This window comes from Immundisolibacter sp. (genome assembly GCF_028696615.1).
Taxonomy (GTDB): domain Bacteria; phylum Pseudomonadota; class Gammaproteobacteria; order Immundisolibacterales; family Immundisolibacteraceae; genus Immundisolibacter.
This window is the reverse complement of the sequence record NZ_JAQVGQ010000006.1, coordinates 7,165-21,790: the sequence shown is the minus strand read 5'-3', so window position 1 is coordinate 21,790 and position 14,626 is coordinate 7,165. Positions and strand designations below refer to the sequence as shown.

10 protein-coding genes and 1 pseudogene are annotated in these 14,626 nt (G+C 70.5%); 7 read left to right on the top strand and 4 right to left on the bottom strand.

All coding sequences use genetic code 11. The annotated features are described in order from the left end of the window. Positions 1 to 102 precede the first annotated feature (102 nt). Entirely contained in the window at positions 103 to 1,824 is a 1,722-nt protein-coding gene (polX, locus tag PHC73_RS01030; RefSeq protein WP_300123704.1) for a DNA polymerase/3'-5' exonuclease PolX, read from the top strand. Positions 1,825 to 1,935: 111 nt separating this feature from the next. Here polX and PHC73_RS01025 read toward each other — a convergent pair whose 3' ends face one another. The 4 genes and pseudogenes from PHC73_RS01025 to PHC73_RS01010 form a co-directional block, all read right to left on the bottom strand. Beyond that, positions 1,936 to 4,188, bottom strand: coding sequence for a serine hydrolase (locus tag PHC73_RS01025; RefSeq protein ID WP_300123703.1), 2,253 nt, complete (start codon positions 4,186 to 4,188; stop codon positions 1,936 to 1,938). 7 nt (positions 4,189 to 4,195) lie between these two features. Then, positions 4,196 to 5,401 (bottom strand): annotated as a pseudogene (locus tag PHC73_RS01020) (putative glycoside hydrolase). Between the two features lie 74 nt (positions 5,402 to 5,475). Further along, a complete protein-coding gene (locus PHC73_RS01015) occupies positions 5,476 to 6,045 on the bottom strand; it encodes a polysaccharide deacetylase family protein (RefSeq protein WP_300123702.1) in 570 nt (189 codons plus the stop codon). A 12-nt stretch (positions 6,046 to 6,057) separates the two neighbouring features. Next, the gene (locus tag PHC73_RS01010; RefSeq protein WP_300123701.1) at positions 6,058 to 6,252 is read right to left on the bottom strand and encodes a hypothetical protein; all 195 of its coding nucleotides are present in this window, start codon (positions 6,250 to 6,252) and stop codon (positions 6,058 to 6,060) included. A 254-nt stretch (positions 6,253 to 6,506) separates the two neighbouring features. On the opposite strand from PHC73_RS01010, the gene PHC73_RS01005 reads away from it, so the two are divergent. The 6 genes from PHC73_RS01005 to PHC73_RS00980 all read left to right on the top strand — a co-directional run bounded on the left by PHC73_RS01005 (position 6,507) and on the right by PHC73_RS00980 (position 14,580). Then, a complete protein-coding gene (locus PHC73_RS01005; protein ID WP_300123700.1) occupies positions 6,507 to 9,641 on the top strand; it encodes an efflux RND transporter permease subunit in 3,135 nt (1,044 codons plus the stop codon). A gap of 8 nt (positions 9,642 to 9,649) precedes the next feature. Continuing rightward, positions 9,650 to 10,816 (top strand): efflux RND transporter periplasmic adaptor subunit, encoded by a 1,167-nt coding sequence (locus tag PHC73_RS01000; protein ID WP_300123699.1) that lies wholly within the window; start codon positions 9,650 to 9,652, stop codon positions 10,814 to 10,816. Further along, complete coding sequence (locus PHC73_RS00995; RefSeq protein ID WP_300123698.1) at positions 10,813 to 11,523, top strand: GntR family transcriptional regulator; 711 nt, start codon at positions 10,813 to 10,815, stop codon at positions 11,521 to 11,523. The genes PHC73_RS01000 and PHC73_RS00995 overlap by 4 nt, the downstream gene beginning before the upstream one ends. A gap of 308 nt (positions 11,524 to 11,831) precedes the next feature. Further along, on the top strand, positions 11,832 to 12,074 hold the full coding sequence (locus tag PHC73_RS00990; protein ID WP_300123697.1) for a FeoA family protein: 243 nt from the start codon (positions 11,832 to 11,834) through the stop codon (positions 12,072 to 12,074). Beyond that, on the top strand, positions 12,071 to 14,086 hold the full coding sequence (gene feoB / locus PHC73_RS00985) for a ferrous iron transport protein B (RefSeq protein ID WP_300123696.1): 2,016 nt from the start codon (positions 12,071 to 12,073) through the stop codon (positions 14,084 to 14,086). The genes PHC73_RS00990 and feoB overlap by 4 nt, the downstream gene beginning before the upstream one ends. A 170-nt stretch (positions 14,087 to 14,256) precedes the next feature. Beyond that, positions 14,257 to 14,580, top strand: a complete 324-nt coding sequence (locus tag PHC73_RS00980) for a FeoC-like transcriptional regulator (protein ID WP_300123695.1) — start codon at positions 14,257 to 14,259, stop codon at positions 14,578 to 14,580. Positions 14,581 to 14,626 lie beyond the last annotated feature (46 nt).

The following is a 14,626-nucleotide window of genomic DNA, read 5'->3' as shown; positions in this document are numbered from 1 at the left end:
TGCGGGCATATACAGCGGCTACGCGCCTAAGAAATGGCTGGAGGCGCCCTATTTTCAGCAGCCTGTTAAACTCGGTTTCACCGCTTTGCGGGTGCCAGCCCTATGCCCATCCACAACGCCGACATCGCGGCGATCTTCGAGCAGGTTGCCGACCTGCTGGAGATCGAGGGCGCCAACCCGTTTCGGGTGCGCGCCTACCGCAACGCCGCGCGCACGGTGGGCGAATTCGGCCAGGAGCTGGCGGCGCTGGTCGCGGCCGGGCAAGAGCTGCCTCACCTGCCGGGCATCGGCGACGATCTGGCCGGCAAGATCAGGGAAATTGCCACCACCGGGCGCTTGACGCTCCTGGAGCGCCTGCGCGGCGAGCTGCCGCCGGCGCTGACCGAGCTGCTCGAAGTGCCGGGGCTCGGCCCCAAGCGCGTCAAGGCCCTGCACGAGGCGCTCGGCGTCGACACGGTCGAGCAGCTGCGCGCCGCCGCCGAGGCCGGGCGCATCCGCGAGGTGCCCGGCTTCGGGCCCAAGACCGAGCAGCGCATCCTCGAGCACCTGCGCGGCCCCGGCGAGCCCGAACGCCGTCTGCTGCTGGCCGTCGCGCGCCAGTACGCCGAGGCGCTCGCCGCTCACCTGCGGGCGACACCGGGCGTGCAGCAGGTGGAAGTCGCCGGCTCCTACCGCCGCCGCAAGGAGACGGTCGGTGATCTCGACATCCTGGTGACCGCCGCCGATGCCGCGCCGGTGATGGGGCGCTTTACCGCCTACGACGAGGTGCGCGAGGTGTTGAGCCAGGGGCCGACGCGCGCCTCGGTGGTGCTCGCGTCCGGACTGCAGGTGGACCTGCGGGTGGTGGAACCGGCCTCGTTCGGCGCCGCGCTGCATTACTTCACCGGCAGCAAGGCGCACAACATCGCCATCCGCAAACGCGGTCAGGCGCGCGGGCTCAAGATCAACGAGTACGGCGTGTTCCGCGGCAAGGACCGCATCGCCGGCGAAACCGAGCAGTCCGTATTCGCCGCCGTCGATCTGCCGTGGATCCCCCCCGAGCTGCGCGAGGACCGCGGCGAGATCGAATGGGCCGCCCGCGCGCCGCTGCCGCGCCTGATCGAACGTGCCGACCTCAGGGGCGACCTGCACTGCCACAGCCGCGCCAGCGACGGCCACGCCACGCTGCAGGAGCTGGCCGCCGCGGCGCGCGCAGCCGGCCTCGAGTACCTGGCCATCACCGAGCACTCGCAGCGCCTCACCGTGGCGCGGGGCCTCGGCACCGAGCGCCTGCTCAAGCAGTGCGAGGAGATCGATGCGCTGAATGCGCGCCTGGACGGCATCGTGCTGCTCAAGGGCATCGAGGTGGACATCCTCGAGGACGGCCGGCTCGATCTGCCGGACGACGTGCTCAGTCAGCTCGATCTGGTGATCGGCGCCGTGCACAGCCACTTCGACCTGCCGCCGGCGCGGCAATTAAAGCGCCTGCTGCGCGCCATCGATCACCCGCACTTCACGCTGCTCGCCCACCCCGGCTGCCGCGAGATCAACAAGCGCCCGCTGCTCGACATCGACTGGCTGCGCCTGGTCCGCCACGCCCGCCAGCGCGGCTGCTTTCTGGAGCTCAACGCCCAGCCCAAGCGGCTGGACCTCACCGACGTGCACGCCCGCATGGCCAAGGAGGAAGGCGTGCTGGTGGCGATCAATTCCGACGCCCACGCCGTGCACGACCTCGATGACCTCGACTACGGCATCGGCCAGGCCCGGCGCGGCTGGCTGACCGCCGAGGACGTGCTCAACACCCGCCCGCTGCCTGAACTGCGCAAGCTGCTCGGCAACGGCTAGTGCAATGGCGAGCGTCGTGCGGCGCGGCGCGCCGCCGCCTCGGCCGGCGACAGGCCCTCGACGTCGCGCCTGTGGGGCAGGTCGGGGCGTATCAAGCGCCGCTCCTGCGGGTTACGGATAGAGCAGGTATTTGGCGCGCAGGGTCTTGAATGTTTCCAGCTCGGCGTGCCAGCCGGCCGGCAGGGTGCGCGGATCGGCGCCGCTTGCCAGCGCCGCCAGCGTGGTCCGCGAGCCGATCAGGCCGGCCGTCTCATCGAGCCGGAAATCAGCCGGATACAGCCGGTGCAGCGCCGCGGCCAGTTCCATGCCAAGACGCGGCGCATCCAGCCGGGCGCGGTCGGCGAGATGGATCCGCACGCCGTGGCACGGGCGGTGCGCGTAGCGGTCGGCGACGGGACTGAAATCGGCGGCCTCGAAGCGCACGCCCGGGATCGCGCGCGCTTCGAGGTAGCGCGTGAGGTCTTGGGCATCGATCCACGGCGCGCCGAGCAGGGCAAACGGCTGCGCCGTGCCGCGCCCGACGCTCACGTTGGCGGCCTCCACCAGCGCCACGCCGGGATAGAGGATGGCCGCGTCCGGCGTAGGCAGATTCGGCGACGGCGCGGTCCAGGCAAGACCGGTCTGGTCGTACCACCAGTCGCGCCGGTAGGTCGGCATCGGCACCACCGTCAGCCGCGCGCCAAGGCCGTATTCGGCATTGAACATGCGGGCGAGCTCGCCGAGCGTCATGCCGTGCCGCAGCGGCATCGGAAAGTAATCGGTGAGCGAACGCTGCCGCGCCGGCGACAGCGGGCCCTCGACCACCGCCGCGGTGATGGGGTTCGGCCGGTCGAGCACGACGACCGGCACACCGGCCGCGGCTGCCGCCTGCATGGCATAGGCCATGGTCGCGGCGTAGGTGTAAAAGCGCACGCCCACATCCTGCAGGTCGACCACCAGCGCGCCCAGCCCAGCCAGGTCCGCCGCCGACGGATGCAGATGCCGGCCGTACAGGCTCAGGATCGGCACGCCGGTGGCGGCATCGGCACCGGAGCCGACCGGGCCTTCCTGATCCGCGTCGAGGCCGTGCTCGGGGGTGAGGATCATCGCGAGCCGCACGCCGGGCGCCTGCGCCAGCACGTCGATCGTCCGCCGACCGGCGGCATCGCGCCCGGCCCGGTTGGTCAGCAGTCCCACCCGTTTGCCGGCGAGCGGCGCGAAGCCCTGTGCCTGCAGCACGTCGATGCCGGTCAGCACCGGCGCTGGCGTCGCGTCCGCCACCAGTGCCGAAAGACGCCGCCGCAGCGGCCGCGCATCGCCGCGGTCGTCGGGGTGCAGGCGGCTGGTCAGGATGATGAGATAAAGCCCGCGCTTGAGATCGACCCACAGCGAAGTGCCGCTGTAGCCGGTGTGGCCGAACGACTCGGGGCCGAACGCCAGATCCTGACCGCCGGCGTAGGGCGAGGCGATGTCCCAGCCGAGACCGCGCCGCTCGCCGCCGGGCAGACGCTGCGGCAGGGTCATGCGCAGCACGCTGGCCGCGCTCAGAATCCGCTGCCCGTGCAGCGCGCCGCCGCCGAGCAGCATCTGCGCGAACCGCGCCAGATCGTCGGCGCTGCCAAACAACCCGGCGTGACCGGCCACGCCCTGCATGCGATAGGCGGTCGGGTCCTGCACCTCGCCCCAGCGCAGGATGCCCTGCTGCACGTCGGTGGGCGCGATGCGCGAGCGCGCGGCGGGCGGCGGCGCAAAGCCCGTGTCGCGCATGCCGAGTGGGCCGAAGATGTGCCGCGCCGCGTACACGTCGAGCGGCTCGCCGCTGACGCGCCGCACCAGTTCCCCGAGCGCAATGAAATTGATGTCGCTGTAGACGACGCGCGTGCCGGGCGCGGCGCGTGGGCGCTCCTGCTCCACCAGCGCCAGCGCCAGCGCCGCCGCGGCGCCCGACCAGGAACGCGAAAGATCGAGATCCGGCCGCAGGCCCGAGCTGTGCGTCAGCAACTGGCGCACCGTGATGCCGGCCTTGCCGCCTTGCCCGAAGGCCGGCCAGTAGCGGGCCAGCGGATCGTCGAGCGTGATCCGGCCGGCCTCGATGAGCTGCATGATCGCCGTGGTGGTCGCCAGCACCTTGGTCAGCGAGGCGAGATCGAAAATCGTGTCCGCCGTCATGGGCCGCCGCGCCGGCCGCACCGCGCGTTCGCCGAAGGCGCGCCGGTACCGCACGCCGTCCCGGTCACCGACCAGCACCACCGCACCCGGCACGTGGCCGGCGCGGATTTCCTCCTCGACCGTGCGGTCGATCGCGGCGAAGGCCGGCGTGGCCGCGCCGGCGACATCCGGCAGCACGGCGCCCATCAGCAGAAAAATGAAGGTCCAGGCGCGCATGCGACGATCACTGGGCCGGCAGCGCGGCGCCGGCGGTGTCCGGCGGCTGCGCCTGCAGCAGGTCGGCAGGATAGACATTGCGCGGGTTCCACAGCATCCAGCCGTTGCTGCCGAAAGCCTCGGCGGCGCGGATCTGCTGCTCGATCAGCGCCGGGCCGAACTCGCGCCGGTCGAAGGCGTAATCCCGAAACGCCTGCAGCCACGGCCGGATGCGCTGCGGCGAGGCGTGGGTGCGCTCGCGCACCCGCTCGAGCGAGCGACCGACGATCTCGGCGACGTGCGCCACCGGGTTCGGGCAGCCCGGGATGCCGAACTGAAAGCTCGACGGGTACAGCATCGGCGACAGGTAATCGACGCGCGGCAGGATGGCTTCGAGCGGCTGGCCGATGTGCGTGTCGTCGAGGTTCCAGCACACATAGCCGAACACGTCGACGGCGAGAAACACGTTGTACCGCGTCAGGCGCTCGCGGGCGGCATCCAGAAAGCCGGTGATCGCGCGGGTGCGGTTGGCCTCGGTGTTCGGCTGCGAAAACCGCACGTCCCTGCTGTCCGCAAAGCGCAGGTAGTCGAACTGGATCTCATCGAACCCGGCCGCGGCCGCCTCGGCGGCAATCGAAAGATCGTAATCCCAGGCCTCCTGCCGGGTCGGATCGATCCAGCGCAGGCCCTAGCGGTCGCGAAACAGGCTGCCGTCGCGGCGCCGTACCGCCAGATCCGGCCGGGCGCCGGCCAGCGGGTCGTCCTTGAATACCACGATGCGGGCGATGGTGTAGATGCCTTCCTCATGCAAGGTGCGCAGCAGCGCGGGCAGATCGGGGATGGTAATGAACCGCTGGGCGCCGATCTCGCCGGCCAGCGCCACGGCGCTCGGGTAGGCCACCAGACCGCGATCGCCCTTGACGTCGATGACCAGCGCGTTCAGCGGCGTGCGCCGGACGAGATCGAGCGCCGCATGACGCAGCCGCGCGTTGCCGATGCCGTAAAACGACAGGTAAAGCGCCTTCGGTGCGAACGGCAGGAGGCGCACCTCCAGCGGCGCCGCGCCGGCCGGCCCGGTGGCGATTTCGGTTCGACGATAGCCGACGGCGCGCACGCGCACGACCCCGGGAAAGCCATCGACGAGGAACCAGCCGTCGGCGTCGGTGCGGATCGCGCGCGCATCGACCGTGACGATGGCATCGCCGATCGGCGCGCCAGTGCGCGCATCGACCACCCGGCCCGCTACCTCGGCCCGCGCCAGCGCCGCACCGAGCAACGCCGGCGCCAGCGCGGCGAGCCGCCCGCCCCTCACCGCCCGTCACCGGCGACGATCGCCGCCAGACGCGCGCCGCGGTCGCGATCGGTCATCAGGTAGCGCGGCAGCGCAAGCGGATCGTCACCACGCCGGGCGGCGCGCCGCTCCAGCGTGAACGCCGCCACATAGCCGGCCTCGCGGGCCCATTGTTCGAGCTGGGCGTCGTGGATGCCGAACGGCCAGGCCAGCAGGTCCACCGGCCCGCCGAGCCGCCGGGCGATGACGTCCCGCGATTTCGTCAGCTGCGTCATGACCAGCGCCCGGTAGGCATCCGCCGACAGGCGCGCCCGCTCGCAGTGGAAATTGGGGTGCCAGTAACTGTGCGACTGCACGTCGACGAGGCCGCTGTCCTTCATTTCCGAAAGCTGCGGCCAGGTGAGTGCGTAGCGGGCGTTCGAGATCGCCGACGGATAGACGAACAGCGTCACCGGCAACCGCTCGCGCCGGATCAGCGGCCACATGTCGGAATAGACGGACTCATGCCCGTCATCGGCGGTGATGACCACCGCCCGCGGCGGCAGCGGGTCCGCCGTGCCGCTCAGGCTGCCGAGCAGGTCGCGCAAAGGGATGATCCGCTAGTCGTGCGCGCGCAGCCAGGCGAGCTGCTCCTCGAACACCGCCGTGGTCACCGTCATCGCATCGGCCACGGTGGGCCCGAAGCGGTGATAGACCAGGATCGGCACCGCCGGCCGCCGTTCGGCGGCACCACTCGACGCCGTCGCGCCGCGGCCGACGATCAGGCCGCACAACGCCACGAACAGGATCGGCAAGAGACGCCGAAAACATCCGTCCGTGGATTTTTTCGGCATTTCCATTGGAATCCGGTCAAGCAGGACGCAGCGGTACATGCCCGGGACGGGCACCACTGAATGATTCAGCCCGAACGATGCGGTTCGTACCTCACCGCATCCTACATGGCCTGCGCCTGGCGCAAGCGGCGAATCGATCCGCGCCTGGCGTTTTTGGGTGGTGTTGGTGCTAGATTATCGATAATCGATCGCCCCCACCCGCGAAGACCGCCCCCATGTGGATCGTCCGCATTGCGCTACAGCGCCCGTATACGTTTTTCGTGCTGGCGCTGCTGATCCTGCTGACGGGGGCGCTGGCCATCACGCGCATGGCGGTGGACATCCTGCCGCGCATCGACATTCCGGTGATCAGCGTGGTGTGGTCGTACACGGGTCTCTCGCCGGAGGACATGGCCAACCGCGTCACCGGCGGCTTCGAGCGGGCGCTGACCACCACCGTGAACGACGTCGAGCACATCGACTCGCAATCGCTGGCCGGCGTGAACGTGACCAAGCTGTTCTTCCAGCCGAACGCCAACGTCAGCGTGGCGCTGAGCCAGGTGACGGCCATCGCGCAGACGCTGCTGCGCAACTCGCCGCCTGGCACCACGCCGCCGCTGATCATGAGCTACGACGCCACCACGGTGCCGGTGATCCAGCTGGCGCTGACCTCGGACGCGCTGTCCGAGCAGGAGCTGTTCGATCTGGGCTTCACCTTCATCCGCCCGCAGCTGTTCACGGTGCCGGGAGCGGGCATGCCGTTTCCGTTCGGCGGCAGGCAGCGCCAGGTGCAGGTCGACCTCGACCCGGCGGCGCTGCGCGCGCATGGCATCTCCCCGCAGGAGGTGACCGACGCCATCGGCCGGCAGAACCTGATCGTGCCGGCCGGCACGCAGAAGATGGGCCCCTACGAGTACAACGTGAAGCTCAACGCGAGCCCGCTGGTGCTCGACGAGCTGAACGATCTGCCGCTGCGCACGGTGAACGGCGCCACGCTGTACGTGCGCGACGTGGCGCACGTGCGCGACGGCGCCGGCCCGCAGACCAACATCGTGCGCACCGACGGCCACCGCGCGGTGCTGCTGTCGGTGCAGCGCATGGGCACCGCCTCCACGCTGGCGGTGATCGAGGGCATCAAGGCGCGCCTGCCGCAGGTGCTGGCCAGCCTGCCGCCGAGCCTGAAACTGCACGCCATCGGCGATCAGTCGGTGTTCGTACGCGCGGCCGTGAACGGTGTGGTGCGCGAGGGCGTCATCGCCGCCGCGCTGACGGCGCTGCTGATCCTGCTGTTCCTGGGCTCGCTGCGCAGCACGCTGATCATCACCATCTCGATCCCGCTGTCGGTGCTCAGCTCGATCGCCGTGCTGTGGGCGCTCGGCGAGACCATCAACGTGATGACGCTGGGCGGCCTCGCGCTCGCCGTCGGCATCCTGGTCGACGACGCCACGGTGGCGGTCGAGAACATCAACTGGCACCTCGAGCAGGGCAAGGACGTCGAGACCGCCATCCTCGACGGCGCGCAGCAGATCGCGCTGCCGGCGCTGGTGTCCACGCTCGCCATCTGCATCGTGTTCGTGCCGATGTTCTTCCTGACCGGCGTGGCGCGGTACCTGTTCGTGCCGCTGGCGCAGGCGGTGGTGTACGCCATGCTCGCGTCGTACGTGCTCTCGCGCACGCTGGTGCCGACGCTTGCCAAGTACTGGCTGCGCGCGCACCGCCCGCACGAGCTCACCCGCGGCCCGTTCGCGCGCCTGCAGCACGGCTTCGAGCGGCGCTTCGAGGCGCTGCGCGAGGGCTATCGGCAAACCCTCGCCGGCTGCCTGAATCACGGCAAGCGCTTTGCGGCGCTGTTCTTGCTGGCGGTGGCGGCCTCGCTGCTGCTCGCGCCGTATCTGGGCGAGAACTTCTTCCCGGAGGTCGACGGCGGGCAGATCAAGCTGCACCTGCGCGCGCCCACCGGCACGCGCATCGAGGAAACCGCGCGCCTGGTCGATCAGGTGGAAGAACGCATCAACGCCGTCATCCCGGCCGCGGAGCGGCTCAGCCTCACCGACAACATCGGCCTGCCGGTCAGCGGCATCAACGTCAGTTACAGCAACTCGGGCACCATCGGCCCTGCCGACGCCGACATTCTGATTTCGCTGGCCGAGGGCCACCGGCCGAGCCGCGAGTACATCGAGGCGCTGCGCGCCGACCTGCCGCAGCGCTTTCCGGCGGTCGGCTTCGCCTTCCTGCCGGCCGACATCGTGAGCCAGATCCTCAATTTCGGCCTGCCGGCGCCGATCGACGTGCAGGTGGTCGGCCCGCGCCTGCAGGAGAACCTCGCCTACGCGCGCGAGCTGCTGCACCGGCTGCGGCGCATTCCGGGCATCGTCGACCTGCGCATCCAGCAGGCGATGGACTATCCGGAGCTGCGCGTGGCGGTGGACCGCAGCCGCGCCGCGCAGATCGGCCTCACCCAGCGCGACGTGGCCAGCGACCTGCTGGTAGCTCTGTCCGGCAGCTTCCAGACCGCGCCCACGTTCTGGGTCGACCCGCGCAACGGCGTGTCCTACCCGCTGGTCACGCAGGCGCCGCAGTACCGCATCGACTCGCTGCAGGACCTCGCCGGCACGCCGCTTGGCACCACCGGCGGCGCGCCGCAGGTGCTGTCGGCGGTGGCGCGGCTCGGTCGCGGCGTGGGCCCGGCGGTGGTCAGCCACTACAACGTGATGCCGGTGATCGACCTGTACGCCGCCGCCCACGGGCGGGATCTCGGCGCGGTCGGGCGCGACATCCAGCACACCATCGACGCGATGGCCGGCATGCTGCCGCGCGGCAGCCGGGTACTGGTGGGCGGCCAGATCCGCACCATGCAAAGCTCGTTCGGCGGCCTGTACTTCGGCCTCGCCTTCGCGATCCTGCTCGTCTACCTGCTGATCGTGGTGAATTTCCAGTCCTGGCTGGACCCGTTCATCATCATCACGGCGCTGCCGGCGGCGCTGGCCGGCATCGTGTGGATGCTGTTTTTGACGCACACCACGCTCAGCGTGCCGGCCCTGACCGGCGCCATCATGTGCATGGGCGTGGCCACCGCCAACAGCATCCTGGTGGTGAGCTTCGCCCGCGAGCGCATGCAGCACGGCGACGACGCCCGCACCGCCGCGCTCGCCGCCGGCCACACGCGCCTGCGCCCGGTGCTGATCACGGCGCTGGCGATGGTGATCGGCATGCTGCCGATGGCGCTCGGCTTCGGTGAGGGCGGTGAGCAGAACGCGCCGCTCGGCCGGGCGGTGATCGGCGGTCTGCTGGCCGCCACCGCGGCCACGCTGTTTTTCGTGCCGACCGTGTTTTCCCTGCTGCGTGGGCGCGCCGCGCAGCCAGCCCATTGAGAGCCGCCATGTCCGAAGCGCCGTCCGTTCCTACGCATCGTCCCGGCCGCGGCCGGCGCCTCCTGGTGCCGGCGCTGGTGCTGCTGGCGCTCGCCGCGGCGGCGCAGGGCATCCTCGCCCGGCGCGCCGCCTACGCCGCGCTCGAACAATCGGCCGCCGCGGCGGCGGTGCCCAAGGTAGTGGTGCTCGAAGCCCCGGCCGGGCCCAACAGTTCGGAACTGGTGCTGCCGGGCTCGGTCGAGCCCTACACCGGCACCGTGCTGCATGCCCGCGTCGACGGCTATCTCAGACGCTGGCTGGTCGACATCGGCGCACGCGTCGAGACCGGCCAGCTGCTGGCCGAAATCGACACCCCGGAAATCGACGACCAGCTGCGCCAGGCGCGCGCCGATCTGGCCACCGCCGAGGCCGATGAAAAACTGGCGCACACCACCGCCGCGCGCTGGCAGGCGCTGGTCGCACGTGGCGCGGTACCCCGCCAGGACGCCGACGAGAAAACCGCCGCCGCGGACGCGCAGTCGGCGCGGCGCGCCGCGGCCGCCGCCAACGTCGACCGCCTGACCCAGATGCAGGCGTTCAAGCGCGTGCTGGCGCCGTTCGATGCCGTGGTCACGGCGCGCCACGTCGATACCGGGGCACTGATCTCGGCCGGCGGCGGCGGCACCGCCTTGTTCGATCTGGCGCAGAGCGATCGCCTGCGCGTGAAGGTACGCGTGCCGCAAACCGACAGCAGCGCCATCGAGCTCGGTCAGCAAGCGCAGCTGCGCTTTGCCGAACATCCCAAGCAAAATTTCCCGGCGCGGGTGGTGCGCACCGCCGACGCACTCGACCCGCTGTCGCGCTCGCTGCTGGTCGAGCTCGAGCTCGACAACGCCGACGGCGCGCTGCTGTCCGGCGGCTACGCCGAGGTGCACTTCACGCTGCCGGCCACCCGCCGCAGCGTGCGCCTGCCGATCAACACGCTGCTGTTTCGCGCCGAGGGGCTACAGGTGGCGAGTCTGGGCCAGGACGATACGGTGCAGCTGAAGCCGGTCACCGCCGGGCGCGACTTCGGCAAGGAAATCGAAATCGTCGCCGGCATCGAGCCCGGCGAGCGGGTGATCGTGAACCCGCCTGACGACATCGTCGACGGCGTGCGCGTGCAGGTGGTGCCGGCGGCCGGGAGCGCGCCGTGAGCACGCCCGGCGAAACGCCGGCGCTCGAGCGGGTGTGCCTGAGCGACCGCATCCGCGAGATCGTGCTCACACGCATCCTCGACGGCAGCTACCCGCCCGGCACGCAGCTCAAGGAACTGGCGCTGGCGCAGGAGTTCGGCTCCAGCCAGACGCCGGTGCGCGAGGCGCTGCGCGAGCTCGAGATGATCGGCCTGGTGCGCTCGCAGCGCTTTCGCGGCAGCTGGGTGCGCGGCGCCGACGCGGCCGATCTGGCCGACGCCTACGAGCTGCGCGCCACGCTGGAGGAGCGCGCCGCGCAGCTCGCCGTGCCGTGCAGCGCCGAGGACCTGCTGGCGCTGGGGCGCGCCTTCGATGACCTCGAACGCGCCGCGCGGCACCACGACCCGGCCGGCTACAGCCGCGCCATCCAGGACTTCCACCGCCGCGTGATCCTCATGTCCGGCAACCGCGAGTTCCTGCGCGTGTGGGACTCGCAGCACTGGGCGGTGCGCACGCGCATCGCCGCCGAGCGCGTGCGCAACCGCCTGCCGCAGTTCATCGCCGGCCATGCCGAGGCGCTGCGGGCGCTCGCCACCGGCGACGGCTACGGCGCCGGGCGGCACTTGCGGTCGCTGATCGACCAGTTCCTGCACGCCGGCGGCGCGCAGCCGACGCGCTGCGTCGACCCGCCATCGCAGGCCTCCAAAGGCGCCTTAAGGAAGGGCTGAAAAATTCCGTCCATGGAATTTTTCAGCTCGCCGTCGCGCGGTACACGCCCGCGCGACGCTCCATGAATCAATGGCATACGCCCTTGATTCATGCCGGGGCATCCTGCCCCGGAGGAAACCGCTGAATAAATCATCGGTTCCTGAAGCGCGACCATACAATCCGGACGCGGGCGGGTGATGGGTTACGCTGCGCTGCGCCATCGACGCGAGCGGGCGCGCCTTTCGGGCCCGCGCTACCGGCCGGCGCCGTCGCTGTACGGTGCCGGCTACTCGCTTCCGCACGACCCGGCGATGCAGGAACGCCCCCGATGACCACGTCCCGCACGATATCGCTCGATCAGCTCCCGCCAGGCGGTCAGGCCGTGGTGCGGCGGCTCACCGGCGGCCGCGAGCTGGCCGGCCGCCTGTGCACCCTGGGGCTGGTCGCGGGCGCATCGCTCAAAATGCTGCAAAACCCGGGGCGCGGCCCGCTGCTGGTGAGTGTGCACGACACCCGCATCGCCCTCGGACGCGGCGAGGCGGCCAAGGTTCTGGTGGAGCCCTTTGCATGAGCGCGCCCCGGCAAGTGCAAGAAAAAAAGACGATCGTGGTGGCGCTCGCCGGCCCCCCGAACGTCGGCAAGTCCACGATCTTCAATCTGCTCACCGGCCTGTCCCAGCACGTCGGCAACTGGCCGGGCAAGACCGTGGAGCGCAAGGAGGGCACGCTGGTTCGCGACGGCACGCCGGTCACCGTCGTCGACCTGCCGGGCACCTACGGCCTGAGCGCCGGCTCGCAGGAGGAACGGATCGCACGCGACTACATCATCCGGGAGCAGCCGGACGTGGTGGTGATGATCGCCAACGCCGCCGCCCTGGAGCGCAGCCTCTATCTGCTGGCCGAGCTGCTGATCCTGCCGGTGCCGGTGGTGCTCGGGCTCAACATGATGGATGTGGCTCAAAGCGAGGGCGTCGAGATCGAGCCGCACGTGCTGGCCGCGGCCCTGGGGCTGCCAGTGGTGCCATTGGTGGCCAGCCGCAACCAGGGGGTGGCCGAACTGATCGCGGCCGCCGTGGCGCTCGCTCGCGCACCCGAAACGTTTCGGCCCGCGCGCCCGCAGATCGCCTCACCGCACCGCGAAGTGCTGGCGCAGGTCCGCGCCCTGCTCGGCACGCACGTGCCGCCTCCCTACGAAGCCGACTGGGTGGCGCTCAAGCTGCTGGAAGGCGATGGCGAGATCACGGCCCTGGCCCGTTCCTGGCTGGCGGAATCCAATTGGCAGGCGATTGCGGCGCTGCTCGCCCAGCACGAAGACGCGGTGCTCGACATCGCCGGCGGCCGCTACGAGTGGATCGGGCGCATGGTTCGCGCGGCGGTCACCCGACCTGCCGTGGGCCGGACCAGCGTTACCGATCGCCTGGACCGGATCGCGGTGCATCCGCTGTGGGGGCTTGCGCTGCTGTTCGCCGTGTTCGGCTCGACCTTCTGGCTGACGTTCACCCTCGCGGCGCCGGCGCAGCGCTGGCTCGAGACGGGCGTGGTGGTGCCATTGCAGCGCTGGGCCCATGCTGCCCTGGCAGGGTCGCCCCGGCTCGCCGGTCTGCTGGCGGACGGCGTGCTCGGCGGCGCCGGCATGGTCATCACCTTCGTGCCGATCCTTGCCGTGTTTTTCGCCGTGCTGGCGCTGCTGGAGGACAGCGGCTATCTCGCGCGCGCCGCCTACGTCATGGATCGCTTCATGCACGCGCTCGGCCTGCACGGCAAGAGCTTCCTGCCGCTGTTCCTCGGCTTTGGCTGCAACGTGCCGGCAGTGCTCGGCACGCGCGTGATCGAGTCGCCCGGCGGACGGCTGCTCACCATCCTGCTCGCGCCGCTGGTGCCGTGCAGCGCCCGACTCGCGGTGCTCGTGTTCCTCACGCCGGTGTTCTTCGGCCGCTGGGCATGGGCCTACGCGCTCGGCCTGGTGGCGCTCAATCTGGTCGTGCTGGCGCTGGTGGGGATCGTGCTCAGCCGCACAGTGTTTCGCGGCCAGCGCGCGGCCTTCATCATGGAGTTGCCGCTCTACCATGCGCCGAACGCGCGCGCCGTCGGTCTGTTCGTGTGGCACAACACCGCGGCTTTTCTGCGCCGCGCCGGGTCCATCATCCTGGTGGCGGCGGTCGCGATGTGGGGGCTCGCGAGCTTTCCCGGCCCGACGATCGAAACCAGTTATCTCGCCCGCTTCGGACAAGCGCTGGCGCCGCTCGGGCAGCTCATGGGCATGGACTGGCGCCTGCTGGTGGCGCTGCTCGCCAGCTTCGTCGCCAAGGAGAATGCCATCGCCACGCTCGGCATTCTCTTTGGCAGCCAGGCATCCGCGCAGGGACTCGCCGCCACCCTGGCGGCGCTGGTGGCACCGGCCACGGGCCTCGCCTTCCTCGCCGTCGTGATGCTGTTCATCCCCTGCGTGGCGACGGTGGCGGTCATGCGCGCGGAGACGCGCAGCTGGCGCTGGACGCTGTTCAGCGTGGTGCTGCTGCTGGCGATCGCGCTCGCCGCCGGGATTGCCGTCTACCACGGCGCCCGCTGGTTAGCGGGCCGTTGAAAATCTTTTTCAACGACCTGTCAAGGCAAGCCAGGGCTGGCTTGCCCGCCAATCGAGCGCGTCAGGCGCTTGATTGGCGGAGGTTCGTCGCGGACATGTGCCGCGACGAGCCGAGTTGAAAAAGGGCAAGAAGCCCTTTTTCAACGGCCTGTTAGGTATCTGAGGCGGACATGCTTAGACGGTTGCTGCAGCAGGTTGCCCAGGCCGGAACCACGTGCAGCGCCGAGCTGGCGCGCGCGCTCGGCGTGAGCACCGAATTGGTCGAGCTGATGCTCGACGATCTGGCGCGCCGAGGCTATCTTCGGCCGCTGACGCCGGGGCGCGCTGCCCGTTGCGGGCGTTGCCCGGCGCACACGGCCTGCCTTTACCGCAACCAGGCACGCACCTGGGCGCTTGCCGCAGACCGCCGACAGCATGACAACGGCGCAGCCGATGGCAAGACATGCCTTCACCATTGGCGAAAGCGGGCGCAGCGGATATGCCAGCGCGCGTGAAGGACGGGCTTTGGCCCTTGATTCAGGCCGGGGCATCCTTGCCTCG

Excerpts from the sequence above, each read along its gene's own strand:
- polX (WP_300123704.1), top strand. The coding sequence starts at position 103 with ATGCCCATCCACAACGCCGACATCGCGGCGATCTTCGAGCAGGTTGCC.
- PHC73_RS01025 (WP_300123703.1), bottom strand. The coding sequence starts at position 4,188 with ATGCGCGCCTGGACCTTCATTTTTCTGCTGATGGGCGCCGTGCTGCCG.
- PHC73_RS01005 (WP_300123700.1), top strand. The coding sequence starts at position 6,507 with ATGTGGATCGTCCGCATTGCGCTACAGCGCCCGTATACGTTTTTCGTG.
- PHC73_RS01000 (WP_300123699.1), top strand. The coding sequence starts at position 9,650 with ATGTCCGAAGCGCCGTCCGTTCCTACGCATCGTCCCGGCCGCGGCCGG.
- PHC73_RS00990 (WP_300123697.1), top strand. The coding sequence starts at position 11,832 with ATGACCACGTCCCGCACGATATCGCTCGATCAGCTCCCGCCAGGCGGT.
- feoB (WP_300123696.1), top strand. The coding sequence starts at position 12,071 with ATGAGCGCGCCCCGGCAAGTGCAAGAAAAAAAGACGATCGTGGTGGCG.
- PHC73_RS00980 (WP_300123695.1), top strand. The coding sequence starts at position 14,257 with ATGCTTAGACGGTTGCTGCAGCAGGTTGCCCAGGCCGGAACCACGTGC.